At 33.7% G+C, this 16303-nt stretch carries 17 protein-coding genes; 11 read left to right on the top strand and 6 right to left on the bottom strand.

Annotated elements, in window-relative coordinates; all coding sequences use genetic code 11:
* Positions 1-69 precede the first annotated feature (69 nt).
* The gene (locus HB672_RS06020) at positions 70-579 is read left to right on the top strand and encodes a DUF2911 domain-containing protein (protein WP_167609289.1); all 510 of its coding nucleotides are present in this window, start codon (positions 70-72) and stop codon (positions 577-579) included.
* A 148-nt stretch (positions 580-727) separates the two neighbouring features.
* Positions 728-1261, top strand: coding sequence for a DUF2911 domain-containing protein (locus HB672_RS06015; RefSeq protein ID WP_167609286.1), 534 nt, complete (start codon positions 728-730; stop codon positions 1259-1261).
* 54 nt (positions 1262-1315) lie between these two features.
* Here the strand turns inward: HB672_RS06015 and HB672_RS06010 are convergent, their stop codons facing one another.
* Entirely contained in the window at positions 1316-1945 is a 630-nt protein-coding gene (locus HB672_RS06010) for a 7-carboxy-7-deazaguanine synthase QueE (protein ID WP_167609283.1), read from the bottom strand.
* 106 nt (positions 1946-2051) lie between these two features.
* Between HB672_RS06010 and HB672_RS06005 the strand changes: the two genes are divergently transcribed.
* From HB672_RS06005 to HB672_RS05970, 8 genes are all read left to right on the top strand, one after another.
* On the top strand, positions 2052-3602 hold the full coding sequence (locus tag HB672_RS06005) for a helicase HerA-like domain-containing protein (RefSeq protein ID WP_167609280.1): 1551 nt from the start codon (positions 2052-2054) through the stop codon (positions 3600-3602).
* Between the two features lie 59 nt (positions 3603-3661).
* Entirely contained in the window at positions 3662-4219 is a 558-nt protein-coding gene (locus tag HB672_RS06000; RefSeq protein ID WP_167609277.1) for a hypothetical protein, read from the top strand.
* A complete protein-coding gene (locus HB672_RS05995) occupies positions 4220-4582 on the top strand; it encodes a cupin domain-containing protein (protein WP_167609274.1) in 363 nt (120 codons plus the stop codon). It begins immediately after the preceding gene.
* A 14-nt stretch (positions 4583-4596) separates the two neighbouring features.
* Positions 4597-5424: an alpha/beta hydrolase gene (locus HB672_RS05990; RefSeq protein WP_167609271.1), complete on the top strand. Its 828-nt coding sequence runs from the start codon at positions 4597-4599 to the stop codon at positions 5422-5424.
* A gap of 22 nt (positions 5425-5446) precedes the next feature.
* Positions 5447-6235 carry a 23S rRNA pseudouridine(2604) synthase RluF gene (gene rluF, locus HB672_RS05985; protein WP_167609268.1) on the top strand — a complete coding sequence of 263 codons (789 nt, stop codon included), beginning with the start codon at positions 5447-5449 and terminating at the stop codon, positions 6233-6235.
* A gap of 76 nt (positions 6236-6311) precedes the next feature.
* Positions 6312-6905 (top strand): hypothetical protein, encoded by a 594-nt coding sequence (locus HB672_RS05980; RefSeq protein WP_167609264.1) that lies wholly within the window; start codon positions 6312-6314, stop codon positions 6903-6905.
* 21 nt (positions 6906-6926) lie between these two features.
* Entirely contained in the window at positions 6927-7349 is a 423-nt protein-coding gene (locus HB672_RS05975) for a VOC family protein (protein ID WP_167609261.1), read from the top strand.
* A 12-nt stretch (positions 7350-7361) separates the two neighbouring features.
* Entirely contained in the window at positions 7362-8954 is a 1593-nt protein-coding gene (locus HB672_RS05970; RefSeq protein WP_167609258.1) for a M1 family metallopeptidase, read from the top strand.
* On the opposite strand, the gene HB672_RS05965 is transcribed toward HB672_RS05970, so the two are convergent.
* The 5 genes from HB672_RS05965 to HB672_RS05945 all read right to left on the bottom strand — a co-directional run bounded on the left by HB672_RS05965 (position 8951) and on the right by HB672_RS05945 (position 15644).
* On the bottom strand, positions 8951-9397 hold the full coding sequence (locus HB672_RS05965; RefSeq protein ID WP_167609255.1) for a hypothetical protein: 447 nt from the start codon (positions 9395-9397) through the stop codon (positions 8951-8953). The two genes, HB672_RS05970 and HB672_RS05965, sit on opposite strands and share 4 nt — an antisense overlap.
* A gap of 26 nt (positions 9398-9423) precedes the next feature.
* Positions 9424-11160, bottom strand: coding sequence for an alpha/beta hydrolase-fold protein (locus tag HB672_RS05960; RefSeq protein ID WP_167609252.1), 1737 nt, complete (start codon positions 11158-11160; stop codon positions 9424-9426).
* Between the two features lie 95 nt (positions 11161-11255).
* Positions 11256-12134 carry a bifunctional methylenetetrahydrofolate dehydrogenase/methenyltetrahydrofolate cyclohydrolase FolD gene (gene folD / locus HB672_RS05955; protein ID WP_167609249.1) on the bottom strand — a complete coding sequence of 293 codons (879 nt, stop codon included), beginning with the start codon at positions 12132-12134 and terminating at the stop codon, positions 11256-11258.
* A gap of 23 nt (positions 12135-12157) precedes the next feature.
* Positions 12158-13489, bottom strand: a complete 1332-nt coding sequence (gene ffh, locus HB672_RS05950) for a signal recognition particle protein (RefSeq protein ID WP_167609246.1) — start codon at positions 13487-13489, stop codon at positions 12158-12160.
* A 163-nt stretch (positions 13490-13652) separates the two neighbouring features.
* The gene (locus HB672_RS05945) at positions 13653-15644 is read right to left on the bottom strand and encodes a hypothetical protein (RefSeq protein WP_167609243.1); all 1992 of its coding nucleotides are present in this window, start codon (positions 15642-15644) and stop codon (positions 13653-13655) included.
* A gap of 106 nt (positions 15645-15750) precedes the next feature.
* Between HB672_RS05945 and HB672_RS05940 the strand changes: the two genes are divergently transcribed.
* Positions 15751-16266: an RNA polymerase sigma factor gene (locus HB672_RS05940; RefSeq protein ID WP_208864182.1), complete on the top strand. Its 516-nt coding sequence runs from the start codon at positions 15751-15753 to the stop codon at positions 16264-16266.
* Positions 16267-16303: the final 37 nt, after the last annotated feature.

Below are 16303 nucleotides of genomic sequence, written 5' to 3'. Positions count from 1 at the left end.
AACAAAACCTTACAATTTTTATATTTTGTATTCAATATTTTTAAAAAAATAAAATCAATAAAATTACACATGAGAAAATCATCATTTATTTCGACAATTGCTTTCGCATTTATAATGTTATTATCAACTAATGTAGAAGCGCAAAAATTTGCAGGCTTAGATAAAAGCCCATTAGACATTAGCGTGTCAAAAGACAAATCTGTAAAAATTATTTACAGTAGACCACAATTAAAAGGTAGAGAGTTAAGTAAGCTTGCTCCTAATGGAAAAGTGTGGCGTACTGGTGCTAATGAAGGCACTGAAATCACTTTTAAAAATGATATGACACTTGGTGGCAAAAGTGTAAAAGCAGGAACTTATACGTTAACAACAATTCCAGGAGAGAAAGAATGGACAGTTATTCTTAACTCTACTCTTGGTACTTGGGGAGGTAATGCAAAATCTGGTGAAGTTACTAGATTCATGGCTAAAGCCTCAACTAGTAGTGATTCTCTTGAAGCATTTTCTATTGCATTTGACGACGAAGGAAATATGCATTTAGGATGGGGAACTGTTAGGGTAGCAGTACTTTTAAATTAAGAATTCAATAAATAAGTTATAAAAGCCTCAAAATATTGAGGCTTTTTTTATTTAAAAATTATTATCCTTTTGTTAAGTTTAACAAAACCTTTCGACTTATAAGTAATAAATTCAATATTTTTAAAACAATTTTTAAATAAAACTAAACATGAAAAAATCATCATTAATTACTAGCATTGCTTTCGCATTTGTAATGTTATTAACTACAAATGTTAATGCTCAAAAATTTCCTGGACTAGATAAAAGTCCAATGGATGCAGCCTCTCACCCAAACGATTATAAAGTATCTAATAAAGTTGCGAAAATCGTTTATGGTCGCCCACAATTAAATGGTCGTTCTTTAGAAAAACTTGCTCCTAACGGAAAACAATGGCGTCTAGGTGCTAATGAAGCTGCCGAAATATCTTTTTACAAAGATGTGACTTTTGGTGGTCAAGCAATTAAAGCAGGAACATACACAATGTCTGCTATTCCGGGCGAAAAAGAATGGACGTTAATTTTAAGCTCAGACCTTAATGTTTGGGGAAGTTATTTTTATAACGAAGCAAATGACGTTGCAAGAATTAAAGTTAAAGCAACAATGGTAGACGAGTCACTAGAAGCATTCTCTATTGTATTTGATAAAGATGGAACAATGCATATGGGCTGGGATAAGGTTAGAGTATCTGTACCTATGATGTAAACTCTATATAACAACTAATAAAAAAAAGCCTTGAGAAATCAAGGCTTTTTTTTATTAAGGTATATTTAAATATTTATGCGTTTGCAAGGACACTTTCCATTTAGGGTTTTCCATCACATAGTCCACAATTAATGGTATTACTTTATCACGTTTACTCCATTCTGGTTGTAAATACAAAATGCAGTCTTTATTAACTTTTGCAGCTTGCTCTTCAGCAAATTTTAAATCGTCTTTGTTGTAGACAATCACCTTAAGCTCATGAGCTTTATCATATATTTCTTTGGTAGGTAATTTTAGTTTTTTAGGTGATAAACAAATCCAATCCCATGTTCCAGTAAGTTTGTAAGCACCAGAAGTTTCAATATGTACCTTTGCACCTTTTTCTTTTAAACCTTCGGTTAACTTAGTCATATTCCAAGTTAAAGGCTCCCCTCCTGTTACAACCACTGTGTCGCTATATTTTATGGCATTATCAATAATTGTGGGCGTATCAGTTGGAGGATGTAAATTAGCATTCCAACTTTCTTTTACATCGCACCAATGACAACCAACATCACAGCCACCAATTCTTACAAAATAAGCAGCAGTTCCTTTGTGATAGCCTTCTCCTTGAATAGTGTAAAACTCTTCCATTAACGGAAGCATTTCACCTTTATTTACAAGTTCTAAAATTTCTTTATTCATCGTGCGCAAAGATAGTTTAGAGTTTCTAGTTTCTTCATAAAACTTAAAAGTTTTTTTATTTTGGTTTAATTTAAGATTACTTATTTTTATGAAAAATTATGAGACCATGACTCGCAAAGAAGAATTCTTTAATCATATCGCTGAAGGCAACACATTTAAAGGTGATTATATCACTTTAGGTTCAGCAATATTAGACGAAGAAACAGTAAAAAATGCTTATGTAAAAGTGCCGCTTAAGACCATGAATAGACATGGTTTAATTGCTGGAGCAACTGGAACAGGAAAAACCAAGACGCTACAAGTCTTGGCTGAAAATTTAAGTGACAAAGGAATTCCTGTACTGTTAATGGATATTAAAGGTGATTTAAGTGGTTTGGCGCAACCAAGTCCTGGGCATCCAAAAATTGACGAGCGTCACGAAAAAATAGGCTTGCCTTTTGACCCTAAAGCATTTCCTGTTGAAGTCATGTCACTATCTGAACAAGATGGTGTGCGATTAAGAGCAACTGTAAGTGAATTTGGACCTGTTTTAATATCAAGAATTTTAGATGTATCGGAAACTCAAGCTGGAATCATATCTGTTATTTTCAAGTATTGCGATGATAACAAACTACCTCTTTTAGACTTAAAGGATTTCAAGAAAATACTACAATATGCTACCAATGAAGGAAAAAAAGAATTTGAAGATTCCTATGGTAGAATTTCTACAGCTTCAACAGGTGCTATTTTGCGACGCATTGTAGAATTAGAGCAACAAGGAGGTGATTTATTTTTTGGAGAAAAAAGCTTTGAAGTTGAAGATTTAGTACGAACAACTAGAGATGGTCGTGGTTATATAAATATTATCAGATTAACAGATATTCAAGATAAGCCAAAGCTATTTTCAACATTTATGCTGAGTTTATTGGCTGAAATTTACGAGACCTTTCCTGAGCAAGGTGATTCTGGAAGACCAGAGCTTATCATGTTTATTGACGAAGCGCATTTAATTTTTAACGAAGCTTCTAAAGCCCTTCTTAATCAAATTGAAAGCATTGTAAAACTTATTAGAAGTAAAGGTATTGGACTCTATTTTGTAACTCAAAATCCAACAGATGTGCCTGAAGCAGTTTTGAGTCAGTTAGGTTTAAAAGTGCAACACGCCTTACGAGCGTTTACCGCTAAAGACAGAAAAGCTATAAAACTAACAGCACAAAATTATCCAGACACGGATTATTATGACACTGCCGAAGTATTAACTTCTCTAGGAATTGGTGAAGCATTAGTATCTGCACTAGACGAAAAAGGGCGTCCAACACCATTGGCTGCAACTATGATGAGAGCTCCTATGAGTAGGATGGATATTTTGACCCAAAAAGAGTTAAATCAATTACTAGACGACTCGAAGTTAGTCTTAAAATATAATGATGAAATTGATCGTGAAAGCGCTTATGAAATGCTCAACGAGAAAATTAAAAAAGCGGAAGACTTAAAGAAAAAAGAAGACGAACGTTTAGCTCTAGAAAAAGAACGAGAAGCAATAAAAAAAGAAAAAGAATCCAAGTCTAGAAGAAAATCTTCAACGAGATACCAACGTCAAAATCCTGTCGTTAAAGTGTTAACTAGTGCTACTTTTATACGAGCAGTATTTGGAGTACTAAAAAAAGTAATGAAATAAGTTCATAATATACATTTGGAGTCATTAAATATAAAATTGCATCACAAAATTATTTGTAAATGAAAAAACACTCAATCTTAGCCCTAATCCTATCTATCGCCTTATTAACTTCTTGTAATATAGAACAAGACCCTTTTCAAATAGCAACACAAAATGTTGGTAACCTCAACGATTCTACGCAAGTAAAAGATTTAAAAATGGTATTTGCAAACGATTCCATTGTTACTTCTGTGAGCGGTGATGAGTTTAGTGGTAGTACAAATGATATTATTGTTTACGAAAAAGGCCGCAAAGAGCTTTTAGTCTTATCGCCTTCTCAATCATTAGATTCTACTGCAACCATTAGAACTGTTAGAGTTATGGACGAACGCTATAAAACACCTAAAGGATTAGACACAAAAAGCACTTTTAAAGCTATTAGAGATAACTACAAAATTTCAAGCATTCAAAATACGTTGCGCAATATTATTGTATCTGTAGATGACATCAATGCGTATTTTACAATTGATAAAAATGAATTACCAGCAGAAATGCGTTTTGACATGAATTTAAAAATTGAAGCTATTCATATTCCTGATGACGCTAAGATTAAAAACTTTTTTATTCAGTGGTATTAGATGAAAAAATACACCCTACAAAAATCACCTTTTATTGTTCCTACTGATGATGGTAAACTTATCGAAGAACATTTTGGAAATGCAATAAACAACAACCCAGAATTAAGTATTGCACATATGGTTGCGCCTTCGGGTTGGAGCGAACCTTTTCAAACACCTGAGTTTGATGAATACACCTATATTATTAAAGGCAAAAAGCAATTTATTATTGATGGTGAAACCATTGTATTAGAAGCTGGGCAATCTATAAAAATTAATAAAAATATTAGAGTGCAGTACTCAAATCCATTTACCGAACCTTGTGAGTATTTAGCAATATGCACACCTGCATTCTCAATTGACAAAGTTCATAGAGAAGACTAAGCACACCTATTTTTATGGAAAAACACATCATCAAACTTATTGGTTCATACCTTAATGTATTAAGTTATGTTTCGCCAGATTATGCTGCAAACAAAGCACTACATATATTTTCAAAACCACGAAAAGGAAAGCTAACACGTAAGCAAGAAGTTTTTTTAAATTCAGCTAAAAAAGAAGTCTTACATTATGACGACTTAAAGATTGCAACCTACCATTGGAAAGGAGACAAAGCAACCATTTTGCTGGCTCATGGTTGGGAAAGTAATTCGGCCCGCTGGAAAAATAAAATTGACAGTTTTATTAATGAAGGGTTTAATGTTATTGCTTTAGATGCTCCAGCTCATGGCGCGTCTGAAAGCAAATCTTTTAATGCATTACTTTATTCTGAATTTATAAATATTGTCGCACAAAAACACCAACCTCAAATAGTTATTGGTCACTCGGTTGGTGGTATGTCATTAGTGTTTTATCAACAAAAATATCAATTGGAATCTATTCAAAAAATGGTGTTGCTAGGAGCACCATCCGAATTTGAAGATATTCTTAAAAACTACATCAATCTTTTAGGCTACAATAAGAAAATTGAGAACAGCTTAAGTAGAATCATCATCAATCGTTTTGGCGCTGCGCCAACAGCATTTTCAACTTCAAAATTTGTCAAAGACATAGCTACTGAAGGACTTATAATTCATGATGTTAAAGACCCTATTATTCCTTTTTCAGATGCAAAACTTATTACATCGAATTATAAAAACAGTACCTTAATTTCTACAAAAGGATTAGGCCATTCACTTAATAGTACATCTGTTACCAAAAGCATTGTTGACTTTATAAAAAGCTAATAATAAATAGTACTTTTGTCTAATGGAAGAAAAGTTAACCCGACTCAATAAATATTTAAGTGAAGCTGGTTTTTGCTCTCGACGAGCAGCCGACAAACTTATTGAAGAAGGTCGTGTGACCATTAATGGATTAGTTCCAGAAATGGGAAGCAAAGTCACAGAACAAGATGTTGTTGCTGTTGATGGTGAAATTATTAAAAACAAAGACGTTGAACGCACCTATTTAGCATTTAACAAACCCGTTGGTATTGTTTGTACCACAGATACAAGCGTTGAAAAAGACAACATCATCGATTATATTAATTATCATAAACGCATCTTCCCAATTGGTCGTTTAGACAAACCAAGCGAAGGTTTAATACTCCTAACTGATGATGGCGATATCGTTAATAAAATTCTTAGAGCTAGTAACAATCACGAAAAAGAATATATTGTAACGGTTGACAAACCAATTTCGCAAACCTTTGTTAATAGAATGTCTGGTGGAATTTTTATTGAAGATTTAGGCCAAACAACAAAAAAGTGTAAGGTTAAAAAAATAAACTCGCATACCTTTAGCATTATACTAACTCAAGGTTTAAACAGACAAATTCGTAGAATGTGTGAGTATTTAACTTATGAAGTACAAACTTTAAAACGTACTCGTATTATGAATATAAGTTTAGATGTTCCCGTTGGAAGTTATAGAGAACTTACTTCTGAAGAGCTTAAAACCCTCAATGATTTATTAAGCGAGTCAACAAAAATCTATAAATCTCACTCACAAAACGGTGGTAAATTCTCTTCAAATAAAAAGAATCACAAACACTAATTAGCTGTTAATTTATTCATAATTAGCATTCTACTTTTATTTTTGATAAGTAACTTGAAAATAAAAAAAAGTTATTATGAAAAAAGCTACACTACTATTCCTTCTTGCCTCATTTGCATCGTTTTCATCGTTTTCATCGTTTTCATCGTTTGCACAGAAAAATTATAATGCTTCTAAAGAATTTCCGTATGGAAAAGCCAATCCTGAAGCACCTCAACAAGTTAAAGATTACCAAACTTTAATTGGCACAAACAAATGTAGTTCAGAAAGCAGAAATCCTGATGGTTCGTGGGCTAACCCTGTCGATATGATTTGGACTTGGAAATACACTTTAAACGGCATGGCTGTTCAAGATGAATCATTTAAATCTGATGGTTCGCATGCAGGAAGTATTAGACAATTTATAGCAGATAGTAGCAGATGGTACGTGCATTGGTATTCATCAAAAACACCTTCAACCACTTTTCCTGTTTGGGAAGGCAATAAAAAAGAGGATGAAATTGTACTCTATCGTGAACAAAAAGCACCAAATGGAACAGACGGCTACTTTAGATTAACCTTTTATGATATGAGTGACATTGGTTTTAAATGGGTTGGAGAATGGGCAGATAAAGAAGAAAAAATTATTTATCCTACTTGGAAAATTAATTGTATTCGACAAAAAATGTAACTTTACATTAAAAACCAACCAATGACACAAATTTCACCTTTTCACTTAGCAATTCCTGTATGGGATTTAGACACTTGCAGAACATTTTACAGAGACACGCTTGGTTGTGTTGAAGGACGCAGTAGTGACCATTGGGTAGATTTTGATTTTTTTGGTCATCAACTAGTGATTCATTACAAAGAAAAATCTAAAGAGGCTGTACACACTAATCCAGTGGATGGTAAAAATGTTCCTGTTCCTCATTTTGGCGTTGTGCTAACTTGGGATACGTTTCAAACCTTCGCTGAATCATTAAAAGCAAAAGGCATTCAATTTATTATTGAACCTTATATTAGGTTTGAAGGCCTTGTTGGCGAACAAGCAACGATGTTTTTTTTAGACCCTTCAGGAAATGCCTTAGAGTTTAAAGCCTTTAAAGACATGAATCAACTATTTGCAAAATAATTAATCCATACCATGAAAAAAATCATCTTCCTTTTAGTCGCTTTTTGTTTTAGCTTAACATCATTTAGTCAACGTGTTTACACCAATTATGGCGCTATTGATGTTCAAAAATATGAATTTCATATTTCTGTAAATGACGATAATAATGACATGCAAGGAGAAGCAAAAGTCAACCTTATTGCAACCTCAAATTTAGAGAGTTTTAAATTGGACTTAGAAAATACCGATGAGACAAATAAAGGAATGATGGTAACCTCAGTTTCTGAGAATGGAAACCCTGTAAAATTTGAGCATCAAAACAACGTTTTGACCATTTTTAGTAATGCAAATTCTGGTGAGCAAAAAACATTCACTATTACATATCATGGTGTTCCAAAAGATGGATTGGTGATTTCTAAAAACAAATATGGCGATCGTACTTTTTTTGGCGATAATTGGCCAAATAGAGCACATCAATGGTTACCAACGGTAGACCATCCTTCAGACAAAGCATTAGTAGAATGGTATGTTACTGCACCTTCACACTATCAAGTTGTTGGTAATGGTACGCAAATAGAGGAAACCGATTTAGATAATGAAACCACCTATTATGTTTGGAAAACAGAAGTTCCAATTCCTACTAAAGTTATGGTGATTGGTATTGCTCGATTTGCAGTACAACACATTGGTGAAACTATTAATATCCCTATTTCATCTTGGGTATATCCGCAAAATAAAGAGGCTGGTTTTTACGATTATGCTATGGGAAAAGACATCATTAATTTCTTTATAGAACATGTTGGTCCTTATCCTTATTCAAAATTGGCTAATGTACAGTCTAAAACACGTTTTGGTGGTATGGAAAATGCCAGTAATATTTTCTATTTTGAAAACTCAGTTAGTGGTGAGCGTAAAATTGAAAATCTTATTGCTCATGAAATTGCACACCAATGGTTTGGAAACTCAGCTTCAGAAAGTGATTGGACACATGTTTGGTTAAGTGAAGGTTTTGCAACCTATTTCACCAACTTATATGTTGAAAAAATGAAAGGCAGAGAGGCGTTTCTAGAATTAGTTCATGACCAACGCAACGCAGTTATTAAGTTTTCTAAAGAACAATTAACACCTGTTTTAGATACTGAAACCAAAAGTTTGATGCGTTTGTTAAATGCTAATTCTTATAGAAAAGGTGCTTGGGTATTACACATGTTACGCAAAAAAGTAGGCGATGTACCGTTTTGGAATAGCATTAGAGCCTATTATAAAAAATATGCTTTAAAAAATGCCTCTAGTAACGATTTAAAAAATGTGTTTGAAGAAGTAACCAAACAAGAATTAGATGCCTTTTTTGAGCAATGGTTAGAGAAACCTGGACATCCAATTTTAAAAACCTCATGGAAATCTAATGATAAAACACTAACGTTTAATATTGAGCAAACTCAAAAAACTGATGTAGTCTTTGCGTTTCCAATAGAGTTAAAACTTGTATATGAAGATGACTCTTCTGAGGTTGTGACTTTATCTGTAAAAGATAAAAAAACCTCAGCCAAATTGGATGCAAAAGGAAAAGTTAAAGAGGTGGTTATTGACCCAAATTCTTGGTTGTTGTTTGAGAGTAGGGATTAAAGTTCCTTAATAATCGATGTACTTTCGTTCCTTATCCTCATATGTTCTTCATTTCCGAATCTATCAAAAATATAGTGCATTATTCTAATTTCATTAATTGACCATTGATAATTGTCAAATCCTTCTTTCCCTTTTGATTTTAGATTTGGATTTCCAAATGCTTTTTCAAAATGAAATTGAAAATCTTCGAACGATGCTTTTTGGTTAGTATAATCTAGTCTAAAGAATTCTAACTCATTTAATATTCCATTTCTTCTCGGATCGAAATGAAATCCAATGAAACATTTCAATCCATCTAGAGATTCACAAGATATTGTATAATATCCGTTTGCAACATTTTTCAATTTGTTAGTCTCAAATAATTTAACAAATTCTTTCTCGCTAATATTCCAAGGGACAAATACATCTGGCGAGTCTATTTTAAATCCTTTTTCAATTTCCATTTTCAATCTTCAATTATGAAATACTACTACTCATACCTCCAACTCGTTAAATCGGCGCCAGCAGGTGCACTTTCAGCAATGCGTTTCATAATTTTTGGCACGTACATACTATTGTAACGCAATCTAGAAATAGCATTTGGGTTCTCTTGGTCACCATTCCAGCAGTGTTCTGCTCTGTCACCATAAGCTACTTCGCCATCATAATATGGATCAGTTGTGTTTTCAAGGAAGTCTTCCATTAAATACACAGCGTTATTTAAGTAATAATTATCCATATCTCCACAGTAAATGTGTATTTTTCCTTTGAGTTTCTCGCCTACTTTATCCCAATCACGTTCTAAAATATGTCGCAAATCATAGTTCTCTTTCCAATATTCTGCCACATCATGATTAATATCACCTGTAACTTTATCCCATAACCTGGTTGGATAACCGTCATCGCCTTGTGGTGAATAAGTAGCTTCCCAAATATCGTATTGTCCACCTGAACGTGTTTTATCTCCCAAAACTAACTCTAGATGATTAGACTCTCTAACTGTAGAACTTATATTTCCTAAATAATCTCTACGTCCTGGAACCTCTACTTTTTTATGTTTACCACCAACATAATACGCATTTTCATCCTCATAAATATTAGTTAAGCAATAGGCTGCAAAATCAATTGGGTCAGGACATGCTGCAAAACAACCGTTATACTCCTCAGGGTATTTTACTTGAACCGCTAAGGCTTCCCAACCTCCTGTAGAACCTCCATACAAAAATCGCGACCAGCCTTCGCCTTGACCTCTAAACATTTTTTCGATATAAGGAATTAACTCATACGTCAATGCATCCCCATAAGGTCCTTGACTTGCAGAATTTACTGCATACGAATCATCATAATATGGTGTTGGATGCTGGATTTCGATAATTAAGAAACGTGGAAAATCTGGTTCATTCCAGCGTTTGTAAAAATTGTAAGCTTCCTGTTGTTGAATAATATTGTAACCATCTAAATCAAATCTTTCAGAATACACAGGTTCTAGATTTTCATCAGGTGGTGTGGTTCTAAAGCCTCCGAAGTCTGACGGAAAATGACCTTGAAACACCATAAGTGGATATTTGACTTCAGGATGTTCATCAAACCCTTTTGGCAATAATACATGCGCTCCTAAATACATATCACGTCCCCAAAACTCGGATAGTAATTCTGATTTCATAGTAATATGCTTAATCCATTCGGTATCTTCTGGAGGTACAATTTCTGGAATGACATTATCCATAATAATTTCAAAGTCTTTAAGTCCATTTTCGGTAACCTCAACCTGAATTGGTGTGCTATATAAATTTCCTGGTGAGCGATTCCACTGTTGCCCTTCACCATTATCCATTGGTAATTTTACCGTATGTCCTGTAGACAGATTAAACGTTTCGTACGTATGCAACACTGCCTGCGCATAATAGGTTCCAGGCGCCATATCGCCTAAACTTTGATACGGAAATCCTGAAATAGTTTCATCGAACACCACTTTTTCTTCAGGTGCTAAACCGTCAATGTTCATTCCAAAAATGGGTTGCGCATTAAGACCTTCAGTCACTTGAAAACGTGGTTCACGTTCATTATTATCTGCAAATACTAAGAGTAATCTTCCATCGATAGGTTGGCTGTTAGCATCGCTAGAAAACGATACACTAACTGCTACAGAGTTGGCTTTTTTAGTAGTTGTTTCACAATTGAAAATAAGAAAACATAATGATAGTGACAGGATTTTAAATAGTCTCATAAGAAAACCTTTTTAATTTGTAAAAAAGGTACTCATTTTTTTTGAGAGGGAAAAACACTAAAAAGACACTTCGACTAAGCTCAAAGTGATTGTTACTATTTGCTACGCATTTCTCTTGCTAGCAATGTGTTTTTTAGAAGCATTGCAATAGTCATTGGTCCAACACCTCCCGGAACTGGGGTTATATAACTTGCTTTTTTGCTAACACTTTCAAAATCTACGTCGCCTGCAAGTCTGTAACCTCGTTTTTTCGTTTCGTCTAGAACACGTGTGATGCCAACATCAATAATTACCACGCCATCCTTAACCATATCTCCTGTTAAGAATTCAGAAATACCAATAGCAGCGACAACAATGTCAGCTTCAAGAGTAAATTCAGCAAGATTTTGTGTACGACTATGTACCACGGTAACAGTTGCATTTCCTGCTTTACGTTTTTGACTCATTAAGATACTCATTGGGCGACCAACAATATGGCTACGTCCCATAACAACAACATGTTTCCCAGAGGTTTCAACATTGTAACGCTCTAACAATTCTAAAATTCCGAATGGTGTTGCTGGTAAAAATGATGGCAAATCTAAGGTCATTCTTCCTACGTTTGTTGGATGAAATCCATCAACATCTTTATCAGGGTCAACAGCCATTAACACTTTTTGTTCGTCAATATGTTTTGGTAATGGTAATTGTACTATAAAACCATCAATATCATCATCGTTATTTAAATTATCGATATGATTTAATAATTCTTCTTCGGTAGTTTCTTCTGGCAAATCGATTAATGTAGAATCGAACCCAATACGCTCACAAGCCTTAACTTTAGCACCAACATAAGTCATACTTGCACCATCTGTTCCAACTAACACAGCAGCCAGATGCGGTACTTTTTCGCCATTAGATTTCATTACTGATACTTGTTCAGCTATTTCATCTTTAATATCGTTACTAACCTTTTTACCGTCTAGAATTGTCATGTTGTGCTATTTTAAGTTTAATATTATCTTGGCATATTTTTCATCATTTGCATCATTTTCTTTCCGCCGCCGCCTTGCATCATCTTCATCATCTTACTCATTTGATTGAATTGCTTTAGCAACTGATTTACTTCTTGTACTGAAGTTCCTGAACCTTTACCAATACGTTTTTTTCTACTAGCATTTAATATTGATGGATTTGTGCGCTCCTCAGGTGTCATTGAATGTATAATGGCTTCAATACCTTTGAAAGCATCATCATCAATATCGACATCTTTCATCATTTTTCCAGCACCTGGAATCATTCCCATTAGGTCCTTCATGCTTCCCATTTTCTTAACTTGCTGAATTTGCTTTAGGAAATCATCAAAACCAAATTGGTTTTTTGCTATTTTCTTTTGAAGTTTTCTGGCTTCTTCTTCATCAAACTGTTCTTGAGCACGTTCAACTAACGACACCACATCTCCCATACCTAGGATACGTTCTGCCATACGAGCAGGATAGAACACATCGATTGCATCCATCTTTTCTCCTGTACCTATAAATTTGATTGGCTTATTTACAACCGACTTAATAGAAATTGCTGCTCCACCACGTGTATCACCATCAAGTTTTGTTAAGATAACACCTTCGAAATTCAGAATATCGTTAAAAGCCTTTGCTGTATTTACCGCATCTTGACCTGTCATAGAATCGACCACAAACAATGTTTCTTCTGGCTGTACTGCTTTATGAATGTTAGAGATTTCGGTCATCATTGCTTCATCTACGGCTAAACGACCAGCGGTATCTATAATTACCACATTAAATCCATTTGCCTTAGCATGAGCCACACCAGCTTGAGCTATAGCAACTGGATCGTTATTCCCTCTATCGCTAAATACCTCAACGTTAATTTGCTCGCCAACAATATGTAATTGGTCTATTGCAGCAGGACGATATACATCACAAGCTACCAATAAAGGTTTTTTAGTTTTCTTATTTTTTAAATAATTGGCTAGTTTACCAGAAAATGTTGTTTTACCAGATCCTTGCAAACCAGACATTAAAATCACCGATGGTGTTCCTGAAAGATTTATTCCTGCAGCATCTCCACCCATTAATTCGGTTAGCTCGTCTTTAACGATTTTAACCATTAATTGCCCTGGCTGTAATGTTGTTAATACATTTTGACCTAGAGCTTTTTCTTTTACTTTGTTGGTAAAATCTTTAGCAATTTTAAAGTTAACATCGGCATCTAAAAGCGCTCTACGCACTTCCTTTAAAGTCTCTGCTACATTTACTTCGGTAATACTTCCATGACCCTTTAGGACGTGAAGTGCTTTATCTAACTTATCGCTTAAATTATTAAACATATTCTACTTCTAATTTTGAGAAATGCAAATTTAATAATTTGAAGCGTATAATAGAAGTTATAACATCATAAAAAAGGGTTGCAATTAAATTGCAACCCTTTTTGTCTAACCAATAACTAAAAACAACTAAAGCTTTTTTGAAAGCCCGTATATTATTATGTCTTTACAGACATTCTCTTTCTATAATTAATTCTACATTATCATTAACAAGTACCATACGTTCTGCACCACATTCAACAACAATCCAATCTTTGTTGAAAGGCTCGAAAGGGCTTGCTATTTGACTAATGCTTATTACTACACCTGTTCCTGTTCCAGCACTAGTTGACCATGTACCAACAGTTTCATTTCCTGAGGCATCTTTGATAACTAAATTTTGATTTGCGTTGAAATAGAAATCGTAACCATTAAAGTCGTTGCTACTATTGATTGTAACTGGTACCCAATGACAATTCTCTTCTACTAAATATGAATCTACCATCTCTTCTGTACAGTCATCACTACAATCCTCTACATAAAGTACAGCGAAGAAAATTTCGTATCTATTTGTTCCTGCTAAAGTCACTCTAACCCAAAGAGGTTGTTGATTGTTAGTGTTTGTATATTCTGATGGTAAAGCATTTACATTATCGTGCGCATCTGCTTCACTTAAATGGAATGTAATTTCTACATCATCATTTGGACATTCATCATAAACATCATTTAAATTAAATGTTGCAATTCCATCAAACTCAACACTATCATCACAAATAACTACATCTTTATTCTCGAAACAATCAAATGGATTATCACATTCTTTTTCAAAAACTATATAATAATCGTCGCGAATTACTTTAATTCTATCATCATCACATTCGTAAATTTTCCAATAACCAGATAAGTCATTATATGGTGCAGGTAATTCTAAAATTAATTTAATACCATAATCCGTTAAAGCAACTTCCCATGTACCTGAAACCTCTACATTATTTACGCTATCTACAACAATTACTGAACCATCATCACCAAATATAAACTCTGGATATTGCGTGTTGTTAAATACATTCGTACCTGCAAACCATGAGCAGTCTTTTAAGTATCTTTTTATTTCTTGAGCTGAGCAGTCTGGTTCATCTTCACAACGTTGCTTAAGAACCATTGTAGTATCACTAGTTCCAGCAGTATCACTTTCTCTTACAAGTTTAAATCTGTCGTCATCACATTCTTCTATTAACCACTCTCCACTTAAATTTTCATTAAAGGTGTTTATTTCTGTGATTTTTAATACAACACCATCATCTGTTTCTCTTGTATTCCAGCTTCCATATTGTGTCATAGAACCGTCTGGATTAATGACTTTTAATTGTCCATTCTCAAGAAAAGCAAGATGGTAAGGTCTTAAATGGTCATCTCCATTGTATCTAAATATTTTCCAGTAACATTCCATTAAATATTCGTCAACTTCATCTATATCGCAATCATCGTCATCATCACACATATCTTCGGCTTCATTAATCACACGTTCTAACTCTTGGTTGCTATTAACCTCAACGGTTTCTCCATTAGCATAAACCATTTCAACTGGAAAATTTAAACTTGCTAAAATAGCTTGTTCAGAATTTTCTATTCTTTGCATGAATTGGTAAAGTTTTCTGTCGTTTTCTATAACAACTGTTTCAATAACTTGAAAATCTGTATTATAAATAGAAAATGAAATAGGGTAAACAAAATCTACACATTCAATAACTTCTTCATTTTCACATCTATCGATAAAATCTTCTAATTGATCCATGTTTTCAATAACTACTTCTGTATGGTCATTCAATACAATGGTAATAGGAAAGATAAATTCTAGCGTGTCTTCGTCATCACTAAATTCTTCGAAAACATCTCTAATAAAGTCTAAGTCTTCTTCAGTAGTAATTGTGATTGTGATTCCATTTACAATAATAGTTACAGGTAAATTTATAGATAAGCAGTTAGCATTATCCATAATATCATCTGTAGTACCGTCATTAGACGATGTAGATCTCATCAAGCTAGCCAAGGTAGATTGTGGAGCAATAACCTGATTTTCATTAGGTTCGGTAATTTCAATAACTTCATCTTGACATGAAGAAAAAGTTAAAAGGGCAAAAAAGGCTAATAAAAGCGTGAAATTAAATTTCGTTTTCATAATGTAGGTTTTTGTTTTACTTCAATTTTCTTATAAAACAACTAAACTTTAAAAACTCCTACCCTCAAACTTCTTTTTTTTATTTTTACCGTACCAAGATTCAATTATGAATAAAGACATAAGTGATAATATTTGTGACGAACGATTGTTTTCAACGCTGTTTGAAAAGCACTCTAAAAACCTACACGACTTTCTGTATTATAAATTTGGGGAGCATTTTAATCCTAAAGATAAAGTGCAAGAAGCATTTATTAAACTTTGGGAACATTGTGGTAAAATAACTCCAGGTAAAGCAAAATCTTTTTTATTTACAGTGGCTAATAATTTAATGCTGAATGAAGCATCACATCAAAAAGTGGTTTTGAAATATCAAAAAACGAAACCCAAAACCCATACCAATGAAACTCCCGAATTTATTCTGGAAGGAAATGAATATATGGATAAGCTCCAAAAAGCTGTTGGCAATTTAACTGAAGCTCAACGCACTGCTTTTTTACTTAATAGAATTGAGGGCAAAAAGCATAAAGAAATTGCTTTGCTTTTAGATATTTCTCAAAAAGCTGTCGAGAAACGAATATATGGTGCACTAAAAAAATTAAGAGAAGATATAAAAGAAATTTAAAACTAAGGTAGGAGTTTTTAAAAGTAGATTGTTATAT

This window comes from Gaetbulibacter sp. S0825, from assembly GCF_011777505.1.
GTDB lineage: Bacteria > Bacteroidota > Bacteroidia > Flavobacteriales > Flavobacteriaceae > Pontimicrobium.
The sequence above is the reverse complement of the archived record's forward strand: the minus strand, read 5'-3'. Positions and strand labels throughout refer to the sequence as shown.